This window comes from Brevundimonas sp. (genome assembly GCF_031412435.1).
Lineage (GTDB): Bacteria > Pseudomonadota > Alphaproteobacteria > Caulobacterales > Caulobacteraceae > Brevundimonas.
Map to the genome: position 1 here is coordinate 39892 of NZ_JANODA010000086.1, position 26903 is coordinate 66794.

Annotated in this window: 25 protein-coding genes and 1 pseudogene; 20 read left to right on the plus strand and 6 right to left on the minus strand. The window is 66.7% G+C overall.

All coding sequences use genetic code 11. From position 1 onward, the window contains the following. Positions 1-10 precede the first annotated feature (10 nt). Positions 11-1225: an efflux RND transporter periplasmic adaptor subunit gene (locus RMO01_RS17155; RefSeq protein ID WP_309630281.1), complete on the minus strand. Its 1215-nt coding sequence runs from the start codon at positions 1223-1225 to the stop codon at positions 11-13. Between the two features lie 161 nt (positions 1226-1386). Between RMO01_RS17155 and RMO01_RS17160 the strand changes: the two genes are divergently transcribed. From RMO01_RS17160 to RMO01_RS17225, 14 genes are all read left to right on the plus strand, one after another. Beyond that, a complete protein-coding gene (locus RMO01_RS17160) occupies positions 1387-1953 on the plus strand; it encodes a TetR family transcriptional regulator (RefSeq protein WP_309630282.1) in 567 nt (188 codons plus the stop codon). A 105-nt stretch (positions 1954-2058) separates the two neighbouring features. Next, on the plus strand, positions 2059-4452 hold the full coding sequence (locus RMO01_RS17165) for a M1 family metallopeptidase (RefSeq protein WP_309630283.1): 2394 nt from the start codon (positions 2059-2061) through the stop codon (positions 4450-4452). Then, positions 4449-4955, plus strand: coding sequence for a DUF6702 family protein (locus RMO01_RS17170; protein ID WP_309630284.1), 507 nt, complete (start codon positions 4449-4451; stop codon positions 4953-4955). The genes RMO01_RS17165 and RMO01_RS17170 overlap by 4 nt, the downstream gene beginning before the upstream one ends. A 125-nt stretch (positions 4956-5080) precedes the next feature. After that, positions 5081-5233: a hypothetical protein gene (locus RMO01_RS17175; protein WP_309630285.1), complete on the plus strand. Its 153-nt coding sequence runs from the start codon at positions 5081-5083 to the stop codon at positions 5231-5233. 100 nt (positions 5234-5333) lie between these two features. Continuing rightward, a complete protein-coding gene (locus RMO01_RS17180) occupies positions 5334-7073 on the plus strand; it encodes a dihydroxy-acid dehydratase (protein WP_309630286.1) in 1740 nt (579 codons plus the stop codon). Between the two features lie 3 nt (positions 7074-7076). Beyond that, a complete protein-coding gene (ilvC, locus tag RMO01_RS17185) occupies positions 7077-8087 on the plus strand; it encodes a ketol-acid reductoisomerase (protein WP_309630287.1) in 1011 nt (336 codons plus the stop codon). A 33-nt stretch (positions 8088-8120) separates the two neighbouring features. Beyond that, positions 8121-9845 carry an acetolactate synthase 2 catalytic subunit gene (ilvG, locus tag RMO01_RS17190; RefSeq protein ID WP_309630288.1) on the plus strand — a complete coding sequence of 575 codons (1725 nt, stop codon included), beginning with the start codon at positions 8121-8123 and terminating at the stop codon, positions 9843-9845. Continuing rightward, positions 9845-10111 carry an ACT domain-containing protein gene (locus tag RMO01_RS17195; protein WP_309630289.1) on the plus strand — a complete coding sequence of 89 codons (267 nt, stop codon included), beginning with the start codon at positions 9845-9847 and terminating at the stop codon, positions 10109-10111. Before ilvG ends, RMO01_RS17195 begins: the two co-directional genes overlap by 1 nt. Next, positions 10108-11328 (plus strand): 2-isopropylmalate synthase, encoded by a 1221-nt coding sequence (locus RMO01_RS17200; protein ID WP_309630290.1) that lies wholly within the window; start codon positions 10108-10110, stop codon positions 11326-11328. The genes RMO01_RS17195 and RMO01_RS17200 overlap by 4 nt, the downstream gene beginning before the upstream one ends. After that, positions 11315-12793, plus strand: coding sequence for a 3-isopropylmalate dehydratase large subunit (gene leuC / locus RMO01_RS17205; RefSeq protein ID WP_309630291.1), 1479 nt, complete (start codon positions 11315-11317; stop codon positions 12791-12793). The genes RMO01_RS17200 and leuC overlap by 14 nt, the downstream gene beginning before the upstream one ends. Beyond that, positions 12786-13391 (plus strand): 3-isopropylmalate dehydratase small subunit, encoded by a 606-nt coding sequence (gene leuD, locus RMO01_RS17210; RefSeq protein WP_309630292.1) that lies wholly within the window; start codon positions 12786-12788, stop codon positions 13389-13391. Before leuC ends, leuD begins: the two co-directional genes overlap by 8 nt. Continuing rightward, on the plus strand, positions 13391-14491 hold the full coding sequence (gene leuB / locus RMO01_RS17215; RefSeq protein WP_309630293.1) for a 3-isopropylmalate dehydrogenase: 1101 nt from the start codon (positions 13391-13393) through the stop codon (positions 14489-14491). Before leuD ends, leuB begins: the two co-directional genes overlap by 1 nt. A 193-nt stretch (positions 14492-14684) precedes the next feature. Next, entirely contained in the window at positions 14685-16163 is a 1479-nt protein-coding gene (locus RMO01_RS17220; protein WP_309630294.1) for an ammonium transporter, read from the plus strand. A 79-nt stretch (positions 16164-16242) separates the two neighbouring features. Continuing rightward, entirely contained in the window at positions 16243-16923 is a 681-nt protein-coding gene (locus RMO01_RS17225) for a TorF family putative porin (protein WP_309630295.1), read from the plus strand. A 72-nt stretch (positions 16924-16995) separates the two neighbouring features. Here RMO01_RS17225 and RMO01_RS17230 read toward each other — a convergent pair whose 3' ends face one another. Beyond that, on the minus strand, positions 16996-18627 hold the full coding sequence (locus tag RMO01_RS17230) for an alpha-amylase family glycosyl hydrolase (protein ID WP_309630296.1): 1632 nt from the start codon (positions 18625-18627) through the stop codon (positions 16996-16998). 152 nt (positions 18628-18779) lie between these two features. Here RMO01_RS17230 and gluP point away from each other — a divergent pair, with 152 nt between their 5' ends. After that, entirely contained in the window at positions 18780-20069 is a 1290-nt protein-coding gene (gene gluP, locus RMO01_RS17235; RefSeq protein WP_309630297.1) for a glucose/galactose MFS transporter, read from the plus strand. Positions 20070-20143: 74 nt separating this feature from the next. Here the strand turns inward: gluP and RMO01_RS17240 are convergent, their stop codons facing one another. From RMO01_RS17240 to RMO01_RS17250, 3 genes are read right to left on the minus strand one after another with little or no spacing between them, the layout of a single operon-like run. After that, positions 20144-20758, minus strand: coding sequence for a DUF1190 domain-containing protein (locus tag RMO01_RS17240; protein ID WP_309630298.1), 615 nt, complete (start codon positions 20756-20758; stop codon positions 20144-20146). Between the two features lie 7 nt (positions 20759-20765). Continuing rightward, complete coding sequence (locus RMO01_RS17245) at positions 20766-21176, minus strand: DUF350 domain-containing protein (protein WP_309630299.1); 411 nt, start codon at positions 21174-21176, stop codon at positions 20766-20768. Positions 21177-21206: 30 nt separating this feature from the next. After that, on the minus strand, positions 21207-21869 hold the full coding sequence (locus RMO01_RS17250) for a YjfK family protein (protein WP_309630300.1): 663 nt from the start codon (positions 21867-21869) through the stop codon (positions 21207-21209). 74 nt (positions 21870-21943) lie between these two features. On the opposite strand from RMO01_RS17250, the gene RMO01_RS17255 reads away from it, so the two are divergent. The 4 genes from RMO01_RS17255 (at position 21944) to RMO01_RS17270 (ending at position 25627) form a co-directional block, all read left to right on the plus strand. Then, positions 21944-22651, plus strand: coding sequence for a YjfI family protein (locus RMO01_RS17255; RefSeq protein ID WP_309630301.1), 708 nt, complete (start codon positions 21944-21946; stop codon positions 22649-22651). 16 nt (positions 22652-22667) lie between these two features. Further along, on the plus strand, positions 22668-23408 hold the full coding sequence (locus RMO01_RS17260) for a PspA/IM30 family protein (protein WP_309630302.1): 741 nt from the start codon (positions 22668-22670) through the stop codon (positions 23406-23408). A gap of 205 nt (positions 23409-23613) precedes the next feature. Beyond that, positions 23614-24774: a glutathionylspermidine synthase family protein gene (locus RMO01_RS17265; RefSeq protein ID WP_309630303.1), complete on the plus strand. Its 1161-nt coding sequence runs from the start codon at positions 23614-23616 to the stop codon at positions 24772-24774. Positions 24775-24820: 46 nt separating this feature from the next. Continuing rightward, a complete protein-coding gene (locus RMO01_RS17270) occupies positions 24821-25627 on the plus strand; it encodes a metallophosphoesterase family protein (protein ID WP_309630304.1) in 807 nt (268 codons plus the stop codon). 118 nt (positions 25628-25745) lie between these two features. Here the strand turns inward: RMO01_RS17270 and RMO01_RS17275 are convergent, their stop codons facing one another. Next, positions 25746-26618, minus strand: a complete 873-nt coding sequence (locus RMO01_RS17275; protein ID WP_309630305.1) for a WecB/TagA/CpsF family glycosyltransferase — start codon at positions 26616-26618, stop codon at positions 25746-25748. A gap of 145 nt (positions 26619-26763) precedes the next feature. Between RMO01_RS17275 and RMO01_RS17280 the strand changes: the two are divergent. Then, positions 26764-26903: pseudogene (locus RMO01_RS17280) on the plus strand (UDP-glucose 6-dehydrogenase); the annotation flags it as partial.

Below are 26903 nucleotides of genomic sequence, written 5' to 3' on the forward strand. Positions count from 1 at the left end.
GCGCCCGGCCTCAGTCGCCGACGGTGACGGATTGCGTCAGGGCGCCGGCGGAGGTGCCGGTCGCGGCTGGCGGGGCGTAGGTGGTCGGGACGGATTCCGGGCGTGGCTGGCGCGCGATTCGGCCGTTGGTGGGGGCCACCTTCATGCCCGGCATGGCGCGCTGCAGACCATCGATAATGATCCGGTCGGTCGGACGGAGGCCCGAGCGGACGACGCGCAGACCGTCGACGAGCGGTCCGAGTTGAACCGGGGTCGGGGTGACCGTGCCGTCGGCGTTGACGACCGAGACCACCCGTCGGGCCTGGTCCGTGCCAATGGCCGAATCCGGAACCAGCAGGGCGTCATAGGCGCCGGCGCCGGCGACGCGGGCCTGGGCGAACATGCCCGGCTTCAGGAAGCCGTCGCCGTTGGGGATGACCGCGCGCAGCCGGATGGTGCCTGAGCTGGCGTCGACGGCGTTGTCGGTGAAGTCGAGCGTGCCCGAGCGGACGAAGTCGCTCTCGTCCTGCAGGCGGATGCGGACCGGCGCCGAACGGCCCGCGCGCGCATCGCGCTGATACTTGAGCAACAGGGCTTCGGAGCCTTCGAACACGAAATAGATCGGTGAAGAAGAGACGATGGTGGTCAGAACGTCGGCGGCGGACGAGCCGCCTGCGATGACATTGCCCGGATCGACCCGCCGATCCGAGACGCGGCCCGAGGCCGGGGCGGTGACGCGGGTGAACTCGAGTTCCAGCTGCCGGGCGCGGACGGCGGCCTGCGCGGAGGCGACCGACGCCTCGGCGGTCTGGACCGCGCCCGTGTTGGTGTCGACCTCGGCCTGGCTGACGGCCTGGCTGGCCAGCAAGCCTTCGGAACGGTTCAGGTTGGTGCGGGCGAGCGTCAGTTGCGCCTGGGCCTGATTGAGGGCGGCACGGGCCGAGGCCAACTGGGCCTGGGCAGGTCGCTGATCGAGCGTGAACAGCAGCTGGCCGCGCTGCACATAGTCGCCGTCGCGGAAGTGGACGGACTGGATGAAGCCGCCGACGCGGGCCCGGACGTCTACGGAGGAGGTGGCCTCGAATCGACCGGTGAAATCGTCCCAGTCGACGACGCGTTCAGCGAGCGGAACCGCCACGGTGACCGGCGCGGCGGGCGGCGGGCCCTGGGCCTCCGAACGTTGCGAACAGCCGTAAAGCGCGCCCGTCACGAGGACGGACACGGCAATGATCTTCAGCCTGCGCATGCGCGCAATCTCCCTGGTGGGCAAATTCCCTGTCGGGCGCGACCAGCATCACGGGGGAGGAGGTCCCGGTCATCGCCTGATGACTTACTTGTGTCCATCGGCCGCTCTTGTCAACAGCCGATGACATGGCCATACCTTTCCTACGGTTATTGGAGATCACATTGAGTTTCGCCGTTTGCCATCGACCCCGGAACGCCGCTGCCACCCGCAGTGCGATTCTCGACGCGGCCAGCAAACGGTTCGCGGCCGAGAGCTATGACCAGGTGGGGATGCGAGACATCGCCAAGGATGTGGGTGTCGATCCCGCCCTGATCTCCCGCTATTTCGGCTCCAAGGAAGAACTGTTCCGGGCCGTGCTGGACGACTGCGACGGGAAGGACCTGATGGAAGGCGACCGCTCGACCTTCGGCGAGCGGATGGCCGACGACCTGGTCTATGGCCCGGCCAAGGATGATGATCTGGCTTGGCTGCTGATCATGCTGAAGTCGGCCGGCTCGCCCAAGGCGGCGGAGATCGTCCAGCAACTGTCGACCGAGTGCTTCTATCAGCCGTTCACCGAATGGCTGGGCGGGAAGGACGCGCCGATCCGGGCGCGGATACTGGCCGGCATCCTCATGGGCGTGGCCGTAGGGCGCGATCTGTCCGGGGGCATGAAACTGTCGGCCGAGGAGTGCGAACGGATGAAGGCGCGCCTCGCCCCCATGCTGCAGGAACTCGTCGACGGCTGAACCTCATTCCCCGACATCGCCGGACTTTGGTCCGGCGATGCTTGCGCGTCCCCCGACAGCCTCTAAGGTTCATCTCTGCTTTCAGGTTTGGTTCGAGAGTCTCGCATGCGGGTAATGTTTCTTGTCGCGGCGCTGGCCGTCGCCTTCACCGGGGCGGCCCAGGCCCAGGTGAGCCAGGGTCCGGTCCAGCAGACCGTCGGGACCTTTGAGGACAAGTTTCGCCAGTTCGAGGGCGAGGACTGGCCGACCCCGACCGACTATCGCAACGCCTCGGGGGCCCCCGGCCACCGCTACTGGCAGCAGAAGGTCGATTACGACATCGACGTCGCCCTGGACGAGCGGGAGCGGTCGCTGACAGGCGTCGAGACCATAACCTATACCAATAACTCGCCGGACGGACTTCAGTATCTCTGGCTGCTGCTGGACCAGCAGAACTATCGCCGTGCTTCGCTGGCCGAGCGTAGCCGCACTGTCGGGGGCGACACGACCCTGTCCGTCAATGAGGTGGTTCGGGTCCAGCGATTCCAGCAGTGGGAAGGGGGCTTCAACGACCTGAAGGTCACCGGGCAGGACGGTCAGGATCTGCCGTTCTCGATCACCGATTCCATGTTGCGAATCGAACTGCCGCAGACCCTCGGGACAGGACAGAGCTTCACCTTCACCCTCGCCTTCACCCTTCCGCTGCCCGAGACCAATGTCGTGGGCGGCCGCAGCGGCTACGAGTGTTTCACCAAGGCCTGGGAGGACGGCAACTGCATCTTCCTCGCCGCCCAGTGGTTCCCCCGCCTCGCGGTCTACTCGGACTACGAGGGCTGGCATAACGCGCAGTTCCTCGGCTCCGGGGAGTTCACGCTGGAGTTCGGCGACTACAACGTCTCCATCACCGCCCCCGCCGACCACCAGGTCTCGGCAACCGGCGCCCTGCAGAATCCCGAAATCCTGACGGCCGCCCAGCGCGAACGGCTGGCTGAGGCGCGGACCGCCGATGAGCCCGTCTATATCGTGACGCCGGCCGAAGCCGCGGCCGCCGAAGCCAGTCCGGCCCGCTCCGGCACCCGCACCTGGACCTTCGCCGCCGAGAACGTGCGCGACTTCGCCTTCGCCTCGAGCCGCAAATTCATCTGGGACGCCATGGGCGTTGAGCAGGACAGCGCCGAGCATCCGGTGGTGATGGCCATGTCCTTCTATCCCAAGGAGGCGCGCCCGTTGTGGGATGCCTGGTCGACCAAGGCCGTGGCCCACACCCTGGACGTCTACAACCAGTTCTCGATCACCTATCCCTATCCCACGGCCCAGTCGGTCAACGGCCCGGTCGGGGGGATGGAATATCCCATGATCACCTTCAACGGCCCGCGCCCGCTGCGGGGTGATGACGGCAGTCTGACCTATTCGGAGCGGACCAAGGCCGGTCTGATCGGGGTCATCATCCATGAGGTGGGGCACACCTATTTCCCGATGATCATCAACTCCGATGAGCGCCAGTGGACCTGGATGGACGAGGGGCTGAACAGTTTCCTGCAGTATCAGGCCGAAAAGCTGTGGGCCGCCGACTTCCCGGCCCGCGGAGAGCCGCGTCAGATCGTCGAATACATGATCTCGGAAAACCAGGTGCCGGTCATGACCCAGTCGGACAGCATCCTGCAGTTCGGCAACAACGCCTATGCCAAGCCGGCGACCGCCCTGAACATCCTGCGCGAGACCATCATGGGCCGCGAGCTGTTCGACCGGGCCTTCCGCGAATACGCCCAGCGCTGGGCCTTCAGGCGGCCCACCCCCTATGACTTCTTCCGTACCATGGAGGAGTCTTCCGGCATGGACCTGGACTGGTTCTGGCGCGGCTGGTTCTACTCGACCGATCACGTCGATATCGCGCTGGACAACGTCATCGCCGTATCACTGGAATCAACCGACCCCGAGGACCGCGCCCGTGCCGCCCGCGCCCGGTTCGATGCAGAGCCGGAATCGCGCACCGTGGTCAACAACCGCGGCATCGAAACCGTGACCGAGCGCGATCCCTCGGTCCGCGACTATTACGACGAGACCGACGCCTTCACCGTCACGGCCAGCCAGCGGCGCGACGCCGCCAGCGCGCGCACAGCCGCCGAGGCGGATGCGAACCGCCGTCAGGCCCTGACGTTTGACGACAACGTCTATCGTTTCACCTTCTCCAACCGGGGCGGTCTGGTGATGCCGGTGATCCTGAAGCTGAACTGGTCGGACGGTTCGGACGAGATCGTCCGTATCCCGGCCGAGGTCTGGCGCCGCAACAGCCGGAGCGTGACCTGGCAACATGTGTCTTCAAAGACCCTGGTCTCGGCCGAGGTGGATCCCCTGTGGGAGACTGCCGACGCCAACCGGGCCAACAACGGCTTCCCACAGTCGATCCAGCCCAGCCAGGTCCCGCTGCAGCCGCAGGGGCCGCAGGGGGCCAACCGGATGCGTGACGACGACCGCCGGGTGACGCCCGACAGCTTGCGCCCACAGCCGGCGGCGCGATGAGGGGCCGCACCTTTCTGGCCGGCCTCGTCGCCGGCCTGGTTCTGGCCACGCCGGTCCTGGCCCATCGCGGCCATTCCGGGCTTACCGTGATCGAGGTCGATCCCAGGACCGGAGTCGTCACCGTGTCCCACCGCTTCGCCGCCCATGACGTCGAGCCCGCGCTGGTGACGGTCGCTCCTGACGCCCAGCCGACTCTGGACGATCCGGACGCGGTGGCCGCGCTGGAAGAGCATCTGGACCGCCGGTTCCGGCTGGAGCTGGACGGCGCCCGCATCGATCTAGACCATGCCGAGACCGATCTGGCCGCAGACGATATCCGGGTCGACTACGTCGGCAGCGGGCCGTCCGGCGCCGCAGTGCGCACCGTCCGGGTCGATCTCGACTTCTTCCCCGGCGTCCACGACGATCAGGAACAGCAGGTCAACATCCGCGTGGCGGGCGTGACCCGGACTGTGGTGTTTCGACCCGGCAGCGCGGCCCAGACAGTGACTTTCGGCCGCTGAGCGGTCCCGGAGGGTGGAAATACCCCTCCGGGCGCCTTAGGCCGCCAAAATTGGAAGTTTTTTCCAGAACGCCTTGTGCAGCGCCGAGATTTCTGGTCCTATGCACAGGTAATCAGGAGCCGGCCGTGAGTCACCCGAACCGTCATGCCTCGAACCGCCACCCGGCCCGCGCCGTCGCTGCGCCGAGGCCTGTGATCACGCCTGCCGCCCTGACCACCCTTATTGTCAGCGTACTCCTTGGCCTGCTCTCCGGAGCGGCGTGGATGCAACTGACCTGAACCCAAGCAAAATCAGGATCGAACGCAGCCACCCGCTCCCGAAAGGAAGCGGGTTTTTTGTTGCGCCGATCCGGGACCTCTCTCGGAACGCCTTAAGACAATGACGCAAGATTTCACCCCGGAAGACACGTCGCCTTCGCCTCAGCGAAGAAGCGCCGTCGTGACCGCTGGAGCCAACCGCGCCGCGGCCCGCAGCTATCTGCGGGCCGCCGGCATGGACGACGCCGACTTCGAAAAGCCGATGATCGCGGTGGTCAACACCTGGTCGTCCGTGACGCCGTGCAACATGCACCTGGATCGTCTGGCGAAAGACGTTCGTGCCGGCATCATCGCGGCCGGCGGCTTCCCGATTGACTTCAACACCATCGTCGTCACCGACGGCATCTCGATGGGCACGCCGGGCATGAAGGCCTCGCTGATCTCCCGCGAGGTTGTCGCCGACTCGATCGAGCTGGCCGTTCAGGGGCATCAGCTGGACGGCGTCGTCTGCATCGTCGGTTGCGACAAGACCATCCCGGCCGCCGCCATGGCGCTGGCCCGGATGGATATCCCGGGTCTGGTCTACTACGGCGGGACGATCATGCCGGGCGTCATCGGCGGCAAGGAGATCTCCATCCAGGACGTGTTCGAGGCCATCGGCGCGCACGGCGCCGGGACCATCGACGACGATCAGCTGAAGAGGGTTGAGAGCGCGGCCTGCCCCGGCGCCGGCGCCTGCGGCGGCCAGTTCACGGCCAACACCATGGCCATGGCCCTGTCGGTCATGGGGTTGTCGCCGATGGGAGCGAACGACGTGCCCGCCGTCGATCCTATGAAGGGCGCCCAGGGACATCGCTGCGGCGAGCTGATCGTCGAGCGCGTCTTCGCCGGCGACACGGCCCGCAAGTACATTACCCGCGCCTCGCTGAAGAACGCGGCGGCGGCGGTTTCGGCCTCGGGCGGATCGACCAACGCCGTCCTGCATCTGACCGCCATCGCCATTGAGGCGGGCATCGAGTTCGGGGTCGAGGACTGCAACACCGCCTGTGAGGAAACGCCGGTCATCTGCGACCTGAAGCCGGGCGGACGGTTCCTGGCCTCGCACCTGTACGCCTCGGGCGGCACCCGACTGGTGACCCAGCGTCTGGCCGAGGCCGGCAAGCTGGTCAACGCGCCGACCGTCTCGGGCCGCAGCCTGTTCGCCGAGGCCGCCGAGGCAGAGGAGACGCCGGGCCAGCAGGTCGTCTCGACGGTTGCTGAGCCGTTCAGCCCGCGCGGCTCCTATGCCGTGATCTATGGCGACATCGCGCCGGACGGCGCCGTCATCAAGCTGACCGGCCACAAGGTCGACCGGTTCGAAGGCCCGGCCTGCGTGTTCGACTCGGAAGAAGACGCCTTCCACGCTGTCCAGGACGGTTCGGTCGGCGAGGGCGACGTCATCGTCATCCGCTACGAGGGTCCGCAGGGCGGCCCGGGCATGCGCGAGATGCTGCAGGTCACCGCCGCCCTGAAGGGCAGGGGCATCCACAACGTGGCCCTGATCACTGACGGCCGGTTCTCGGGCGCCAGCTACGGCTTCGTCGCCGGGCATGTCTCTCCTGAAGCGGCGGCGGGCGGCCCGATCGGCCTGATCCGCGACGGCGACAGAATCACCATCGACGTCACCGCGCGTCGCATCGACGTCGCCGCTGACCTGGCCTCGCGTCGCGCGGCTCACACCGCCCCGCCGCTGAATGCCGCGACCGGTGTCTTCGCCAAATACCGCGCTTCGGTGGCCTCGGCCGCCCAGGGCGCCGTCACCATTCCCAACCCGCCGCCGGCCCAAGTCCGTGCGGAAACTCGCCAAACCGAGGAAGCCTGAGCCATGGAAATCTACACCAACGACGACATCCGTCCCGGCGTCATCGCCGGCCAGCGCATCGCCGTCATCGGCTATGGCTCGCAGGGCCGCGCCCATGCGCAGAACCTGAAGGACTCGGGCCACGACGTGGTCGTCGGCGTCCGTCACGGCGGCAAGGGCTGGAAGAACGCCCAGGCCGACGGTGTGCCGACCGCCGAGCCCTCGGAGGCCGTCAAAGGGGCGGACATCATCGCCATCCTGACGCCCGACATGGCCCAGGCGCAGATCTACAAGGACATCATCGAGCCCAACGCCAAGAAGGGTTCGGCCATCCTGTTCGCCCACGGATTCTCGATCCTGTACGGCCGGGTCCAGCCGCGCGCCGACATGGACGTGATCCTGGTGGCGCCCAAGGGGCCGGGCGATCTGGTCCGTCGTGAGTATGCGCGCGGCCGGGGCGTCCCCGCCCTGTTCGCCGTCGAGCAGGACAAGTCGGGCAAGGCCCGCGACCGGGCCATGGGCTATGCCAAGGGCATCGGCGGCGCGACCGGCGGCCTGCTGGAAACCTCCTTCAAGGAAGAGACCGAGACCGACCTGTTCGGCGAACAGGCCGTCCTGTGCGGCGGCGCCAAGGAACTGGTCATGGGCGGGTTCACCACCCTGGTCGAGGCCGGCTACCAGCCCGAGATCGCCTACTTTGAATGCATGCACGAGCTGAAGCTGATCGTGGACCTGTTCTACGAGGGCGGCATCACCAAGATGAACGAGTTCATCTCGGAGACGGCCAAATGGGGTTCGGTCGTCTCAGGCCCGCGCGTGATCAACGCCGAGACCCGCGCGCGCATGAAGGAGATCCTGACCGAGATCCAGGACGGCACCTTCGCCCGCGAATGGATCGCCGAGAACGAAGCCGGCAAGGGCGCCTATGACGCCCTGGTCAAGGCCGACAGCGAGCACCTGATCGAGTCGGTCGGCAAGGGTCTGCGCGAGCGGATGGCCTGGCTGCACGCCCCCAAGACCGCCGAAGCCGCATAGTCGAACCGCAAAAAAGTTAGCGTCAGAACCGCAATGTCAGCCGTCGCCACCGCCATCAGCGCCAAAGCCGCAACCGCTCCCCGGAGCGGGGCGCAGCTGCTCGTCCAGACCCTGGACCGGTTGGGTGTCGAGGTGGTGTTCGGCTACCCGGGCGGGGCGATCATGCCGGTCTATGACGCCCTGACCGGCGCCGGCGTGAAGCACATCCTGGTTCGCCACGAGCAGGGCGCGGCCTTCGCGGCCGACGCCTATGCCCGGGCGACGGGCAAGGTCGGGGTCTGTATGGCCACCTCGGGTCCGGGGGCGACCAACCTGATCACCGGCATCGCCAATGCGATGATGGATTCGGTGCCGATGGTCTGCATCACCGGAAACGTCGCCACCCACCTGATGGGGACCGACGCCTTCCAGGAGATCGACATCCTGGGCGTCACCCTGCCGCTGGTGAAACACTCCTGGGTCGTCCGTGATCCGGCCGACGTCCCCGCCGTCATCGAGGAGGCGTTCCACGTCGCCCGCTCGGGCCGGCCTGGTCCGGTCCTGGTCGACCTGCCCAAGGATGTTCAGGTCGGCACGACCTCGGACGATTTCGGCTTCCACTACCCGAACGAGGTCACGCCGCTGGACCACGCCGCGATCGCCGAGGCGGAGACCCTGATCCGCGCCGCCGAACGCCCGCTGATCTACATCGGCGGCGGGGTGAAGATCGCGGGCGCCGTCGAGGCCCTGCGCGACTTCGCCGAGCGCACGGGCATCCCCTCGGTCTCCACCCTGAACGCCCTGGGGTCGATCCGCACGGATGCGCCGGGCTTCCTGGGCATGCTGGGCATGCACGGCACCCGCGCCGCCAACGAAGCGGTTCAGGAGTCAGATCTGCTGATCGTCTTCGGCGCCCGGTTCGACGACCGTGCGACCGGCAAGCTGAACGAGTTCGCCCCCCATGCGAAAGTCGTCCATTTCGACATCGACCCGGCCGAGATCAACAAGCTGCGGAACGCTCACGTCCCCGTCGTCGGCGACCTGAAGGCCGGCATCGAGGCGCTGACGGCCCGGATGGCGGGCACGTCCCTGACGATCGATCCGTGGATCATCCGTTCGACCTCGAACGCAAAACGCACCGCCTTCCGCTATGACGCGCCGGGCGAGGGGGTCTATGCCCCGGCCCTGCTGAACGAGCTGTCGAAGACCGCCGGAGACACCTTCGTCGCCGCCTGCGACGTCGGCCAGCACCAGATGTGGGTGGCCCAGCACTGCGAGTTCGCGCGTCCCGAGAGTCACCTGACCTCGGGCGGACTGGGCGCGATGGGCTACGGCCTGCCCGCCGGTCTGGGGGCCAAGCTGGCCAAACCCGAGGCCCATGTCGTCACCATCTCGGGCGACGGCAGCTTCATGATGAACATCCAGGAGCTGGCGACCCTGCGCCGCTACGGCGTCGCCCTGAAGATCGTTCTGCTCGACAACTCCAGCCTGGGCCTTGTGCGCCAGTGGCAGGAGCTGTTCTTCGCCGAGAACTATTCCGAGGTCGACCTGTCGGACAATCCCGACTTCGTCGCCGTGGCCCAGGCTTTCGGCATCGAAGCCTTCATGATCGACCGCCGGGATCAGGTCACGGACGGCATCGCCCGCCTGCTGGCAGCGCCCGGTCCGTGCCTGATGCACGTCCTGATCGACCCCAAAGAGAACGTCTGGCCTCTGGTGCCGCCGGGCAAGAACAACGCCGAAATGATGCACGACACGCGCTTTGAAGGAGACATGTGATGACCGACACCATCCAGATCCAGATCGATCGGGCCGACGGCTCGCTTCAGCGTCTCATCGGTCTCGTGGAGCGTCGCGGCTTCCATATCGACGGCATGAGCCTGTCGGACGAGGGCGCGATGCGCCGCGTCCAGCTGCAGGTCCGCGGGCGTGACGATGGGCGCTGCACCGAGAACCTGGGCCGCCAGATCGACAAGCTGATCGGCGCGACTCGCGTCGGATACGCGCCGTCGACCTTCGCCTGTCAGAGCGTCGCCGCAGCATGACCGGCTCCATCATCGATCGAGTAAGCACCGACCCGAACCGGGTCATCGTCTTCGACACCACAATGCGCGACGGTGAACAGGCGCCGGGCTTCTCCATGTCGCCCGACGACAAGGTCCGCATGGGTCGCAGCCTGAAGGCCCTGGGCGTCGACGTCATGGAAGCCGGCTTCGCCGCCGCCTCGCCGGGCGACGAGGACTGCATCCGGGCGGTCGTCGGCGAGCTGGCCGAGGACGACAGCGGTCCGGTTTTCTGCTCCCTGTCGCGGTCGAACGAGAACGACATCGACGCCTCGTATCGCGCCCTGCGCGGGACGAAGCGTCGTCGCTGCCACGTCTTCATAGGCACCAGCCCGATCCACCGCGCAGCCAAGCTGAAGATGACGCCGGATCAGGTGCTGGCCCAGGCGGTGCGCTCGGTTGAATACGCCCGCACCCATTTCCACGACGTGGAGTTTTCGGCCGAGGACGCGATCCGCACAGAGCCCCAGTTCCTGGCCGAGGTGCTCGAGGCTGCGGCGGGCGCCGGGGCCTCGACCCTGAATGTGCCCGACACGGTCGGCTATGCGACGCCGGACGAGATCGCCAGTCTGTACCGGTTCCTGATCGCCAGGATCCGCCCGAGCTTCCCGAATGTGATCTTCTCCACCCACTGCCATAACGACCTGGGCCTGGCCGTCGCCAACAGCCTGTCGGCGGTCGAGGCGGGGGTGCGGCAGGTCGAGTCGACCATCAACGGCATCGGCGAACGCGCCGGCAACGCGGCGCTGGAAGAGGTTGTCATGGCCCTGCGGGTCCGGGCCGAACGCTATGGCGTCACCACCGGCATCGACACGACGAAGTTGCTGGAGACCAGCCGCATGCTGAGCGAGGTCACCCACTCGCCGATCGTGCGCAACAAGGCCATCGTCGGCATCAACGCCTTCGCCCACGAGGCCGGCATCCACCAGCACGGCATGTACGCCGACGCCCGCACCTATGAGATCATGCGTCCCGAGGACGTCGGCTTCTCGGGCAGCTTCTTCGTCCTGGGCAAGCATTCGGGCCGGACGGCAGTTCAGAAGCGGGCCGAGGTCCTGGGCTACCCGCTGGTCGGCGAGCACCTGAACGAGGCCTTCGCCGCCTTCAAGACGCGGGCCGACGAGATCGGCGAGATCGACGACGCAGAGCTGATCGCCATCTGCACGGCGACGCAAAGGGACGCGCATGTCGCCGCCTGACACCCGCGTGCCACGGACCCTGTTCGACAAGGTCTGGGATGCCCACGTCGTAACGCCGGAGACGGCCGAGACCCCGGGCGTTCTCTATATCGACCTGCATCTGGTCCACGAGGTCACCAGCCCCCAGGCCTTCACCGAGATCGAGGCGAGGGGGCTGAAGGTCCGACGCCCCGACAAGACATTCGCGACCCTCGACCATTCGACCCCGACCCTGCCGGCCGGGCTGAACGGCCTGAAGCCCTATGTCACCGCCGAGGCCGAGGCCCAGGTGCATCGGCTGGAGGCCAACTGCGAGCGGCATGGAATTGACCTGGCCGGGTGGGACTCTGCGGATCGCGGCGTGGTCCATGTCATGGGTCCGGAACTGGGCCTGACCCAGCCGGGCATGACCGTCGTCTGCGGCGACAGCCATACGGCGACCCACGGCGCCTTTGGAGCCCTCGCCTTCGGAATTGGCACGTCGGAGGTCGCTCACGTCCTGGCGACCCAGTGCCTGCTGCAGCGCAAGTCGAAAGCCATGCGGGTGACCGTCACCGGCGCCCTGACGCCGGGCGTGTCGGGCAAGGACGTGGCCCTGTCCGTCATCGCCGAACTGGGCTTCGGCGGCGGCACCGGATTTGTCATCGAATACGCGGGCGAGGCCGTGCGGTCGCTCGACATGGAAGGGCGGATGACCCTCTGCAACATGTCGATCGAGGCCGGAGCGCGGGCGGGGATGATCGCGCCGGACGCCGTGGCCATCGACTGGTTGCGCGGCCGTAAGCACGTGCCGCAGGGCGAGGCCTATGAGGCGAAGGCCGCCGAGTGGCTGACGCTGGCGACGGATCCGGGCGCTGTCTTCGACGCCGAGATCGTGATCGACGGCGGCGCCATCCGCCCGATGGCGACCTGGGGCACGACGCCGGACGCCGGTTCGCCGATCGGGTCACGCGTGCCGGAGCCGAAGTCGGACAGCGACCGGAAGGCCCTGGCCTATATGGGTTTTGAGGCTGGGGAGACGACGACGACCCAGGCCGTTGACGTGGTCTTCATCGGCTCCTGCACCAACGGGCGCCTGCCCGACCTGCGCGCCGCCGCCGATGTGCTGCGCGGGCGCAGGGTCAAGGCTGGCGTTCGCATGCTGGTCGTGCCGGGGTCAGAGGCGGTGCGTCGCGACGCGGAAGCCGAAGGCCTGCACCACGTCTTCACCGAGGCCGGGGCGGAGTGGCGGATCCCGGGCTGTTCGATGTGTATCGCCATGAACGGGGACTTCGTCGCGCCGGGCCAGCTGGCCGTCTCGACCTCGAACCGCAATTTCGAGGGCCGGCAAGGCAAGGGCGCCCGCACCATCCTGGCCAGCCCGGCGACGGCGGCGGCCTCGGCCATCGCCGGAGTCCTCACCGATCCGCGCGTCTATCTGTCGGAGGCGGCCTCCCTCAAGCAGTCGAGCGCCGCGCGCGAGACGGTAGGGGGCTACAATGCCTGAGCCCCTGAAGGTTCTGACATCGCGGACCCTGGTTCTGACCCAGGCCAATATCGACACCGACCAGATCATTCCGGCACGCTTCCTGACCACGACCGAGACGACCGGTTTGGGTCAGAAGGCCTTCTACGACTGGCGCTATGAGGCCGACGGCTCGGCGCGGCCGGAGGCCGTGCTGAACCGGATCGATCCGGCCGAGCATCGCATCCTCGTGGCCGGCGACAATTTCGGCTGCGGATCCTCGCGCGAACACGCGCCCTGGGCGCTGTACGACTACGGCTTCCGGGCCGTGATCTCGACCTCGATCGCCGACATCTTCACCTCCAACGCCCTGAAGAACGGCTTCCTGCCCGTCGTGGTCGATCAGGCGACGTGGGAGGATCTGGTCGCCAATCCGGAGCAGGTCGTGACCATCGACCTGGAGGCCGGCGAAGTCCGTCGCGGCAACCATGCGCCGGTCGCCTTTGCCGTCGAGCCGTTTGCGCGCCAGTGTCTGCTCGATGGCGTCGACACCCTGGGCTGGCTCCAGAAACACATGCCTGACATCGAAGCCTACGAACGTACCCAGTCTGAACAAGCCCTGGCCCCGGAGCCCGCGTGATGCCGAACACCCAGACCTACAACATCGTCCTGTTGCCCGGTGACGGCGTGGGACCGGAGGTCATCTCGGCGGCGAAGGATGTGCTGCGCGTCATCGCCGACTTCTATGGCCACAAGTTCGAATTCGCCGAGCATTTGATCGGCGGGGCCGGCATCGACGCGACCGGCGACCCCCTGCCGCCCGAGACGACGGCCGCCTGTCTGGCGGCCGACGGCGTGCTGCTGGGTGCGGTGGGCGGGCCAAAGTGGGACGGCGGCAAACGTCGTCCGGAAGAGGGGCTGCTGGGCATCCGCAAGGCGATGGGCCTGTTCGCCAACCTGCGTCCGCTGCAGGTCTCACCGGTTCTGGCGCACCGCTCGCCGCTGAAGAAGGAGATCGTCGAGGGCGTTGACTTGATCGTCTTCCGCGAGCTGACCGGCGGGGTCTATTTCGGCGAGAAAACCCGCACCGACACCATGGCGTCGGACCTGTGCATCTATACGGTGCCCGAGATCGAGCGCGTCGCCCGCGCCGCCTTCAAGACCGCCCTGCAGAGACGCGGAAAGGTGACCTCGGTCGACAAGGCCAACGTCATGGAGACCTCAAGGCTGTGGCGCGAGGTCGTGACCCGCATCCACGCCGAAGAATTCCCGCAGGTCCAGCTGGAGCACGCACTGGTCGACTCCATGGCCATGCACCTGATCCGCAAGCCGCGCGAGTACGACGTCATCCTGACCGAGAACATGTTCGGCGACATTCTGTCGGACGAGATCTCCGTACTGGGCGGATCGATCGGCCTGCTGCCGTCGGCGTCGCTCGGCGAATCGGGACCGGGCCTGTTCGAGCCGATCCACGGCTCGGCCCCCGACATCGCGGGACAGGACCTGGCCAACCCGGTGGGGACCATCCTGTCGGCCGCGATGATGCTGCGTCACAGTCTGAACCTCGATGACGAGGCCTCATCGATCGAGGCGGCGGTGGCCGCTGTACTCGCCGCCGGCGCCACAACCGCCGATCTGGGTGGGGAGTTGGGGACACGCGCGGCGGCGGAAGCGATCATCGACGCCATCCGAGCCATCCACTGGGCGGCCGCGCACCGGGTCCAGATGCACTGGGGTTAACCTTTTCGTCACACCTGCAACGCGTGAAACGATTGTGCGCCGCAGCTATAGTGAAGGTTATTTCTTGCCCATAGTTGGTGTGTAACCCACGACACGGACACGAAAATTGCGCCGGATACGGCTCAACCCCTTGCGTCTCTCGCCTTTGCGGTAAACAGTTCGCAACTGCGAGATCACACAGGGGGATGCATCCATGTCGCAGTTCTTTAATCGGCTACCGGGCATTCTTGCCCTCTGTCTTCTGACCATCGGACTCTTCTACGCGGGCGGAGCGTTCGCCCAGGAGGCCGCCACACCGGCGCCGATCACCGAGGCCGCTGCTCCGGCGACGCCGGTCGCGGACGCCGCCGCCGCAGTCGAAACCGCCGCTGCCGAGGTGGTCGAAGCGGTCGAGGAGGCCGCTCCCGCCGCGCCGCTCCTGGCGCACCAGGCGCCGCTCGAGATCAACGAGGCGTCCACTTCCTGGATCCTGACCTCCACGGCCCTCGTGCTGTTGATGACCATGCCGGGCCTGGCGCTGTTTTACGGCGGCATGGTGCGCAAGAAAAACGTCATCGCCACCATCACCCAGTCGGTCGGCGTCGCCGCCGTCTCCACACTGTGCTGGTTCGCCATCGGCTACAGCCTCGCCTTCGGCGTGGGCCAGCCGATGTTCGGTTTTGACGGCGACTCTGTGCAGTCGGTGATCGGGTCGACCCAGGCCGCCTTCCTGAACGGCGTCACCATGACCACGGCCCACAGCCTGGCTCCGGGCCTGCCCGAGTATCTGTGGATCGCCTATCAACTGACCTTCGCCATCATCACGCCCGCCCTGGTCACCGGCGCTTTCGCCGAGCGTCTGAAGTACTCGGGCCTGCTGCTGTTCACGGTGCTCTGGTCGATCTTCGTCTACGCGCCTGTCGCCCACTGGGTCTGGGGCGGCGGCTTCCTGGGTTCGGCCGGCGTGCTGGACTTCGCCGGCGGCGCGGTGGTTCACGTCAACTCCGGCGTGGCCGGACTGGTCTGCGCATTGTTCCTTGGGCCGCGTAAGGGCTACGGCGTCGATGCCATGAACGCCCACAACCCCGTCCTGACCATGATCGGCGCCTCGCTCCTGCTGGTCGGCTGGATCGGCTTCAACGCCGGTTCGGCCTGGGCGGCGGACGGCATCGCTGCGGTGGCCCTGCTGAACACGATCGTCGCCGCCTTCGCCGCCGCCCTGACGTGGAAAATCGTCGAGGTGATCGAGAAGCGTAAGCCTTCGCTGATCGGTATTCTGTCCGGCCTGGTCGCCGGCCTGGTCGCGATCACTCCGGCCGCAGGCTTCGTGGATCCCAAGGGCGCGGTCATCATCGGCCTGATCGCCGGTCCGGTCTGCTACGCCTCCTCGGTGTGGCTCAAGAAGCTGCTCCGCTACGACGACTCGCTGGACGCCTTCGGCATCCATGGCGCGGGCGGCGTGCTGGGCGCCCTTCTGACCGGCGTGTTCGCGACCACGGCGGTCAACGGCCTTTCGGACGGCGCCAACATCCCGACCCAGGCCCTGGGCCTGGCCTGGACGATCGCCTGGAGCGCCGTGGTGACCTTCGTCATCCTGGTGATCTGCAAGTTCACCACGGGCCTGCGCGTCACCGATGCCCAGGAAGCCGAAGGCCTCGACACTACCCTCCACGGCGAAGCCCTGGAACACTGAGCAAGACGACGCCGGGCGCGACTCTCCTTGCGCCCGGCGGTAACTCGACGATCAATCAAAAACATACGGGGATAAAAGAATGAGACTGCAAGTTTCCTGCGCCGCGCTCGTCGCCGCGCTCGCCACCTTCGCCGCCGGCTCCGCTTCCGCCCAGGACGTGGACATCGCCTTCAACGCGGCCGTCACCAGCGACTATGTCTTCCGCGGGTACAGCCAGACCGACGAAGATCCCGCTCTGCAAGCCGGCGTCGATCTGACCTCCGGCAGCTGGTACGCGGGCGCCTGGGCCTCGAACGTCGATTTCGGCGACGACACCGACGCCGAGATCGACGTGTACGGCGGTTTCCGCACAGAGGCCGGCGGCTTTGCCCTCGACTTCGGCGTCGTCGGCTACGGCTACGTGAACGAACCCTCGTCGGCCGACTACGGCTACGTCGAACTGAAAGCGGCCGCGTCGCGCGCGATCGGTCCCGTCACTGCGGGTGTCGTCCTCTATTATTCGCCCGACTTCTTCGGCGCGGATGGAGAAGCCTTCTACACCGAGGCGAATGCCGCCTTCTCGCCGGCTCCGGGCTGGACGGTGTCGGGCGCTGTCGGCAAGCAGGTGCTGGACATCAACGCGGACTACACGACGTGGAACGCGGGCGTGGCCTGGGCTTTCACCGACAACCTCGTCGCGGATGTCCGCTACCACGACACCGACGTCGACGGCCCCCTGTCCGACGATCGCATCGTGGGCACGTTGAAGGTGCTGTTCTAGGGCCTTGAGGTCCGTCCGCAGGTCGGAGAAGGCGCGCCCCCGGGGCGCGCCTTTTTCATTTCGCGATGTCGATCAACCGCGCGTCAGGATCACGCCCGCCATCGGGGACAGCAGCGCCTGAAGGTCGCCCCGATTGACCCCGTCCAGCACCCGCCAGCCGGCGGGGATCGACCAGGCGACAGGCGTGTGCCCGAGGTTGAAGGCGCACAGGATGACATCGTCGTCGGTCTCGCGCCTGAACAGGAGGAGGTCATTGCCCGTCTCCAGCACGGTCATCGACCCGAGCCTCAAGGCCGGGTGGGCGCGTCTCAGGGCGATCAGCCGACGAGCCAGGTGCAGGGTGGAAGCCGGGTCGGCCTCCTGGACTTCGACCGCCAATGCCGTGTGCCTCGGATCGACCGGCAGCCAGGGCTCGACGGTCGAGAAACCGGCGAAGGGCGCGTCCGCCGTCCACGGCATCGGCGTACGGGCCCCGTCGCGGCCGAGGGTTTCTGGCCAGTTGGCGATGGCTTCGGGATCGACCAGCCGCTCGAAAGGCACCTCCGCCTGGGGCAGGCCCAATTCCTCGCCCTGATAGACGAAGACGTTGCCGCGCAGGCAGATCAACAGCAGCAGGGCCATCTCGGCGAAGGCCTTGGGGTCCCGCCCTTCGGCCCAGCGTGACATGGCGCGTGGCGCATCATGGTTCGAGAAGGCCCAGGACGGCCAGCCCTCGCCCGGCGCACCCGGCCACTGCGCCGGACCCTGTCGGACCAGATCGGGCGTCAGCCGGTCGGCATAGAGGTAGAGGAAGCCATAGGCCGACTGCAGCCGGTCGGAACCTTCGGTATAGGCCTTCATCTCTTCGTCGGACCGATCGCCCACGACCTCGGCCACCATGAACCGGTCGCCGTCGTAGCTGTCGATCAGGGCCCGCAGCCGGGTCAGGAAGTCGAGGATCTCCGGCTGGGACTGGTTATGGATGTGCTGCTGGAAATCGAACGGCCGGGTCCGCTTGCCGGGCGTGTGGACCGGCGGATTGTCGGTCAGGGCCGGGTCATGCATCGAGAAGTTGAGGGCGTCGCAGCGGAAGCCGTCCACGCCGCGATCCAGCCAGAAGCGCGCCGCATCCAGGAGGGCGTCCTGAACCTCCGGCTTGCTCGTGTTCAGCTGCGGCTGCGAATTCAGGAAGTTGTGCATGTAGTACTGGCCGCGGCGCGCATCCCAGGTCCAGGCGGGGCCGCCGAACACCGACTGCCAGTTCGAAGGCGGTGAGCCCTCCGGCTTCGCGTCGGCCCAGACGTACCAGTCGGCCTTGGGATTGGTCCGGTCCCTGCGGCTCTCCTGGAACCAGGCGTGTTCGTCGGAGGTGTGGGCGTAGACCTGGTCGATGATGATCTTCAGGCCCAGCGCATGCGCCCGCGCGATCAGCCGGTCGAAGTCCTCGATCGTGCCAAAGATCGGATCGACCCCCACATAGTCCGCGACGTCGTAGCCGAAGTCCTTCATCGGCGATGTGAAGAAGGGCGACAGCCAGATCGCATCCACCCCCAGCGAGGCGATGTGGTCCAGATGCGCCGTGATCCCGGGAAGGTCGCCCACGCCGTCACCGTTCGTGTCGGCATAGGAGCGCGGATAGACCTGATAGATGACCGCCCCGCGCCACCATTCGCGGGCGGAGGGAACGGGAGCCTGAAGATCTGAGGCGGCGTCGCGAGCGTTCATGGGTGGGACCAGAACACCGCCGTGACCGCTCGTCCACCGGCCACTTTTGGTTACGCCGCGAAAGATCGGGCTGGACGGCGCGGCCGATCCGCGTGAGGCATGGGATGTAAGCGGTTACGGGCGGGCAACGTCCGACAGGAAACGAGGCCAGGATGACCGAGACCACCACCACACCCGCCAAAGGCACGAACCTCGCCTTCGCCTATGTGACGACCCTGTTCTTCGCCTGGGGGTTTGTGACCTCCCTGATCGGTCCGCTGATCGCGGCGGTGCGGCGGGTGTTCGAACTGAGCTACGCCGAGGCGACCCTGACCACGTTCGCCTGGTTCATCGCCTACGGCATCGCCTCGATCCCGGCGGCAGCCATCCTCAGCCGGCTGGGCTACAGCCGCGCCATCATCGTGGCTCTGGTGACCATGGTGGCCGGTTGCCTGATCGTGCCGATCGCTACCATCGTCGACTGGTATCCGGGCGTGCTGATCGCATTGTTCGTCATCGCTTCGGGCGTGACCTTGCTGCAGGTCGGAGCCAACCCACTGGTCGCCGCCCTGGGGCCGCAGAAAAGCTCGCACGCGCGGCTGAACTTCTCTCAGTTCTTCAACTCCCTGGGCACCACGCTCGGCCCACTGCTGGCCGCACCGATCCTGCTGACCGGAGGCGTGTTCGCCGCCGACGCCATCATCACCGACCCGGCGACACGGGCTGAATCCCTGCGCAGCATCGACTTCGCCTTCCTTGCGGTCGGCGCCTTCTTCGCTGTCGTGGCCATCTTCATCTTTACGGCGCGCAAGACCATCAACAACGCCGCGCCGGTCCCGACCGCAGCCGACCGCGTCTCGCCGCTGGTCGCGCTGAAGTCGCGCTGGGCCGTGTTCGGCGCCCTGGCGATCTTCTTCTACGTCGGCTCCGAGGTGACCATCGGCGACCTGCTGACCAACTTCCTGCACAGCCCCGAGATTCTCAACGTCCCGCTGGCGGCTGCAGGCAGCATGGTCAGCTACTACTGGGGGGGCGCCATGGTCGGACGTCTGGTGGGCGGCCTTCTTCTGCTGACCAAGATCAAGGCCAGCGTCATCCTGACGGTGAACACGGTGATCGCGGCGGTCCTCTGCCTTGTCGTCACCCAGACCTCGGGAACCACGGCGGCCTATGCGGCGATCGCGATCGGCTTCTTCAACTCGATCATGTTCCCCACCATCTTCACCCTGACTCTGGAGCGTTCGAGCGCGCCGGTGCCGGCTACGTCAGGCCTGCTGGTGTTCGGCATCATCGGCGGGGCGGTGCTGCCGCTGATCGGCGGACTGATCGGCGACCATTCGCCGACCCTGAACCCCGTCTTCTATGTGCCGCTGATCGGCTACCTGATCCTGGTCGGGTTCGCCGTCCTGTCGGCACGCGCCAAGACCCACGGCATCGCCGGCCCGGTTTCCGGCGGGCACTAGAGCGAAGCGGGGGCCCTGGAGCCTGATCCGTTGCGGAGGAATCGCTACGCGATTCCGCCGATGCGGATCATGCTCTAGCCCCCGTAGCCCCGTCCGCCGCCGCCGAAGCCGCCGCGCGAGACGACGGTGGTGCGGCTTTGCACCCGCGACGGAGCCTGGCGCGCAACGTCGGTCCCGTAGTCGCGACCGTTGGCGACCTGACGACCCGTTCGATAATCGCGGCTGAGATATCCGCCGCCGTAGCCGTTCTGGTAGTTGCCGTTACGGTCACGATACAGGCCGCCGCCGCCGCGATAGCCGCCGCCGTTCAGCATCTGACCGATGACGAAGCCGGTCAGCAGCGGAGTGAAGAACGATCCGCCCGAGCCGTTCGGCCGGCACTGGTCCGGCCCCCACTGGCCTTCGCATTCCGACTGGGTCGCATAGCGGGGCGCGGTCGTCTCGGCCTGTGAGCGGGCGTTGGCCTCGGCCGCGTCGCACTCGGTGTCCGATATGTCGTTGGCGGCCTTGCACTCGTCCAGCGAGGTGTAGGCCAGGGCCGGTTCGGGTTCCGGGACCGCGACCTGGGGCGCGCCACAGGCGGCGAGCGAGAAGGAGGCTGTCGCCATCAGGCTGGTGACCTGCAGCGTCCGCGACCGCTTCAGGCGGCGCATGGTCGTGGTCTCGGCGGGGGAGGGGGTGTCGCTCATCTTGCCCTCAGGTCGTCATGCAGGCGGCGTTCAGCAAGCCGACGCAGATGGAAATTGACGCCAGATAGATGGAGGCCGCGATCTCGCCTGCCTCGATCCGCGTCGCCAGGTTCTTGAAGGCCAGGCGGCTGATCACCACGAAGACACCGATCTGGATCACCCCGGCCAGGGTCGCCCAGGCCGCAAATTCCATCAGGCTGACGGTGTGGGACAGGGCCGATGCGAGCGGCAGGACATAGCCGATCAAGGCGCCGCCGAGCGCGATCGCCGCCGCCGGATTGCCGTCCCGGATCAGGGTCCGCTCGTGATAGGGCGTGACCCACTGGTAGATCAGCTTGAACACCACGGTGAAGACCCCCGCCGCGGCGAAGGCGATGACGAAGGCTGTGGCCCCCGTCTGGAATGCGAACCAGTCCATCGTGTCTCTATTCCTTCGTTGCGGAGCGGCTCATGCCGTGAACTCGCCGACTTCCAGGGGGATGCCGACCATGATCTCGTGGCTGATGTCGGCGGATTTTCCGGGCGCCTTCTCGGGCTCCATCTCCAGCGCCAGCATCAGTTCGCGTCCGCCCGACAGGTCCCGCGCATACAGCATGCAGGTCTGGAAGATCCGGCCATAGGGGACCGTCGCCGTGCGGTCGTCCCAGATCGATTCCCACAGGGTCACGGGCGGCTGGCGCGCATCGCTCTCGGCGAACCAGTAGCGGGGATAGGACGGGAGTTCTTCGGGCGTCCCGTCGAACACCGGCTCGCTCAACCGATCGGTCCAGATGCGGCGTTCTCGCGGACCGGGCGGATAGGCGCTGGTCCAGGGGATGAACAGGGAAAAGTCATAGGCCTCGGCGCCTGTAGCATCGTCGCTCATGGCCTGAAGCATCACATGGTCGTCGGTGTAGAAGCGATGCACATGCTGGCCGCTGTCGAGTGCGATCGTGCCTTGAGCCGTTACCTCCAGCGCATCGCGATCCAGGTTGAAGACCGTCTCGGGCTGCAGCCGTCGCCAGGCCAGCGGGTCCAGAGACACGGTCCGGCCCAAGGTGATGTTGCGCACGACCGCCAGTCGATTGACGGGTTCCGCAGCAGGCTGTCCACCGAAGAGACGCTTGAACATGGTCCGGTCTTTACGCCGCATCGCTCGCGGCCACGAACGAAATTCGCACCCCGCTTGTCGCAGGTCAAGTGTTCATGTTACGCGTTACATGCAACATGATGGACGCCGTCGACATTCCCCCGCCCGTGCCGGGCCCAAACGCAGGGACCGACCGCATTCGCGCCTGGCGCAAGGCTCGTCGTGACGCCGGCATGATCAAGCTGGAGTTCTGGGTGCCCCAGGGCTGCCGTTACGATGTCCGGGCCGCCGTTCACGCCATCATCACCGACTCGACCCGGGGGCCTGCGCTTGCGCCCCGCCACCCACGCCCCACCTCACTACCATCAACCGGAGCCGATCCTCACATGGACGCCGTCATCGAAACCGCCTGGACCGTTCCCGCCGCAAAGGCTGCGCTGGAAGACTCGTCGCTGGTTCGCGAGGGGGAAATGACCCTGCGCGTGCTCGAGGGGGCCGACCCCGTGCTGCTGGCGACCATGCACGAGTACGGCGACCTGCCGATCTATCTGTCGGTCGGCGGCGCGCAGATCGTCTGTTCGGTCCTCTTGTGGCCCGTGTCGGAACAGGCGGACACTGCCCGCTTCAACGAGTTCCTGCTCAAGGCCCAGCGCGTCGTGCCCCTGTCGAACTTCGCCATCACCACGGTGGGGGATCAGGACGTCTATGAACTGATGGGCGAGCTGTCGTCGAAGACGACGCTTCAGACTATCCTGATCGAGCTGCGGACCCTGGCCGAGAACGCCATCGACGCGACGTCCCTGCGCGACAACTTCGCCGCCTGAACCGGAGACCAGACCCATGTCCATGCTCGCCAAACTCTCCGCCCTGTTCCGCGGCACCGCCCATGACGCTGCGCAAGGCGTCGTCGACCAGAACGCCCTGAAGATCCTCGATCAGGAAATCCGCGACGCCGATACCGCGCAAGGCAAGGCCCGTGACGACCTCGCCGGTCTCGTCGCCCGCCGCCGCATGGCCGAGAACGAAATGACCTCGTTCCGGGACCAGATCGGAAAGTATGAAAGTTCGACCCGCGCCGCTCTCGGCCAGGGCAAGACGGACCTCGCCCGTGAGGTCGCCGGCCGGATCGCCGAGCTGGAGTCGCAGATCAGCGAACGGGAGCCGGTCATCGAGAACATGAAGGCGGCGGAAGCCCGCCTGCGTACCGCCATCGCCTCTACCGACCAGAAGATCGAGACCCTGCGTCGCGAGATCGACATCGTGAAGGTCAACGAGTCTGTGCAACGCGCCCAGACCTCGGTCGCCCTGCAATCGGCCGGCGCCCATTCGCGCATCGGCTCGGCCGCTGACAGCCTGCAACGTATCAAGCAGCGTCAGGCGGTGCAGGAAGAACGCCTGCGTGTCGGTCAGGAATTCGAGGACAAGCGCAGCGGCGCCGACCTCGACGCCAAGCTCAAGGAGGCCGGGATTCTGCCCGGCCATTCATCGGCTGACGACGTGCTGGCCCGCCTGACCCAGCAGGATGTGACGGTGGTCACGCCGCGCATTGGCCAGGCCACGCCGGATAAAGACCCGGCCTGATCGAAGTCTCCTCCCCGTTCGCCGCTGGCGAATGGGGAGGTGGATCCGTAGCGAAGCGAAGGAGACGGAGGGGGCGACACCGAACTCATCGCGCGAGCTAGCCCTCACTCCAGCCGTCACCTCGCCCCCTCCGTCACGACGCGAAGCCGCGTCGCGCCACCTCCCCATTCGCCAAGCAGCGAACGGGGAGGAGACAGGAAGCACCATGCAACGCCTCATTCTCCCCGACCGTCCCGACTGGCAGGCCAAGGCCGACAGCCTCGGCTTCACCTGGCACCACACGTCGGGCGATCCCTACTGGTCCGACGATGTCGCCTATGCCCTGACCCTTCAGGAGGTGGAGGAGGGGATCGAGGCGCCGACCGCCGAACTGCACCAGATGTGCCTGGACCTCGTCGACGAGGCGGTGAAGTCCGAACGGCTGATGACCCAGCTCGACATCCCGGAAAAGCTTCGGGACTACGTCGCCGACAGCTGGAAGCGGGGCGATCCCTCTCTCTACGGCCGCTTCGACTTCGCCTATGACGGCCAGGGTCCGGCGAAGCTCTACGAGTACAATGCCGACACCCCGACCTCGATCTACGAAAGCGCGGTATTTCAGTGGCTGTGGCTGGAAGATCGGATCGCCGACGGTTCGATCCCGGCTGGCGCCGACCAGTTCAACAGCCTGCACGAGAAGCTAGTCGCCCGCTTCCGTGAAATCTTCCCGATGGGCGGGTTCGTGCATTTCTCGTCCGACCCGGACTTCGTCGAGGATCGCCAGACCGTCCGCTTCCTTGAGGATATCGCCAGACAGGCCGGGCTCGACCCGAAGTTCGTTGCCATCGGCGACATCGGGCTGAACGCCGACGGGCGGTTCGTGGACGAGCAGAACTGGCTGATCCAGGCCATGTTCAAACTCTATCCGTGGGAACAGATGCTGCGCGACGACTACGCCGAGCCGCTGCCCCATGCCGACATCACGGTGCTGGAACCGGCGTGGAAATCGATCCTGTCCAACAAGGGCATCCTGCCGCTCTTGTGGGAACGTCATGCCGGCCACCCCAACCTGCTGGAAAGCTGGTTCGAGGACGACCCCAGGGCCTCGGCCCTGTCATCGGCCCACGTGCGAAAGCCGCTTTTCTCTCGCGAGGGCGACAATATCTCGATCGTGGAGCCGGGCGGGACGGAAGAGGGCAAGGACGGCGGCTACGACGGCCGCGCCATTCTCCAGGCCGTGCATGCGCCTCCGGTCTTCGACGGCCACTACGCCATCGTCGGCTCCTGGGTCGCCGGCGAGGAGCCGGCCGGCATGTCGGTGCGCGAGGACGAGGGACGGATTACGCGCAACGTCTCGCGCTTCGTGCCCCACTTCATCCGCGACTGAGCCCGGGCCGCTTGAACGCGGGGGAACGAGGGGGCATGTGAATCCGATGCTCTCCCGTCTGTTTCCCAATCGGCCCGCCCGGCCGGCGTCGCGCACGCCGCCCGGCTGCGTGATCTGGGCGGTGGGCGATATCCACGGCCGTTCGGATCTGGCCGACCGCCTGATCCAGGCCATCCGCGCCGACCTCCACGCCGCAGAGGCCTCGCGCAAGGTCGTGGTCTTTCTCGGTGACTATGTGGATCGCGGGCTGGATTCCCGAGGCGTGCTGAACCAGCTGGTCAACCTGGCCGCTGACCCGGCGCTGGAAGTTCACCTGGTCAGGGGCAACCATGAGGAGCGGATGGAGGCCTTCCTGCACGATCCGCAGGTCGGTCCATCGTGGTGCGACTACGGCGGCCGCGACACCCTGGTATCCTACGGCGTCAATCCTCCGCCGATGCGCAGCGACCCCCTGGCCTGGGCCGACGCCTCCCGCGCGCTTGCCGAAGCCCTGCCGGAATCCCATCGCGACCTGCTGGCCCGCCTGGAAAACTGGGTGTCCATCGGCGACTATTTCTTCGCCCACGCCGGCGCCCGCCCCGGCGTCGCCCTGGCGGTACAGTCGCCCGAAGATCTGATGTGGATCCGCCAGCCCTTCCTGGATCACGCCGGCCGGTTCGAGCAGGTCGTCGTCCATGGCCACACCCCGATTGAGGCCGTACATTCCGACGCTCGCCGGATCGGCGTCGATACCGGCGCCTATGCGACCAATGTGCTGTCTGCAGTCCGGCTCGAAAGCGAGACACGGGTCCTGCTTCAGGCGACGGGCCGCGCCGGCCGCGTGGCGATCACCACTTCGGCCCTGGCGAGCTAAAGCCTGATCCGGAAAAATGTGAGCGGTTTCCGGTCGGATGAGGCTCCAGCATGAGCCTGGACCTAGATCCACGGCATCAGCGGTATCGCGAAGCGATTCCTCCTCAGCCGATCAAGGTCTAGGCCGCGCGGCCAATCCGTTTCGCGCGAAACGCGGTCCAGAGATCCGACACGATCAGGTGGCTCAGGCTCCACGGCTCGATCAGATAGCGGCGCGCCAGCCGCTTCGGATCGTGGACCAGACGGAACAGCCATTCGAGGCCCATCCGGCCCATCCAGCGCGGCGCGGCCTTCTGCTCTCCGGCCTCGTAGTCGAAGGCGGCGCCGACCGAGAAGATGGCGCAGTTGGGCAGGGCGTCCAGATTGTCGAGGATCCAAAGTTCCTGTCGCGGCATGCCCATGCCGACGAACAGGATGTGCGGATCGAAGGCCTTCACCTCGTTCACGACGACGGTGTTGTCCCGCGAGCCCGGAGTGGCGATGAAGAAGCCGTCGCGCACCCGGATGTCCGCGCCGGGGTATTCGGAAGCCAGCCGCCCGCGCGCCCGTTCGACGACCTTCGGCGCGCCGCCGATATACATGACCCGCCAGCCCTTTCGGTCCACCAGGCTCCAGAAATGGTCGCGCCAGTCCAGATAGGTGCAGCGGTGAAAGGCCTTGCCGTGCAGGCCCAGCAGCTTGGCGAAATGGATCAGGGGGGTGGAGTCGACCTCGACCAGATCGGCCCGTTCATAGAACCGCTGAAGCCGCGGTTCCTTCTGCAACAGGGCGAGGCTGTTCAGATTGTGATTGGCGATGAGCACCTTGCGGCGCGCCTCGACCCAGGTCTCCACGTGGTGCAGAACCTCTTCGGGCCGGACCAGATCGACGGTCTGACCCAGCAGGCGAACGCGCTCGCGCTCACGCCTGGCCTTGCGAAAAGGTGCGCGCACCTGCTGTCGACGCTCGGTTCCGGCTGCTTTGGGCAGAATGAAGGGCGAGGTATCGGTCATGGCCCGATCCTGCGCAGACGAGGCTCAAGATCGGGTAAGAGGACACGCTTAACGGGATGTGGATCGAGACGGTCGCGACCATGACATTTTGCACTGCACCATTTGCTGGGTTAGAGCTGGCAACCTGTCGCCGGGGGAGATTTCGATGCGCGTGACGATGATTGGCACCGGCTATGTCGGTCTGGTGTCCGGCGCCTGTTTCGCCGACTTCGGCCACACGGTCGTCTGCGTCGACAAGGATCCCTCCAAGATCGAGCGGCTGAACCGGGGCGAAATCCCGATCTT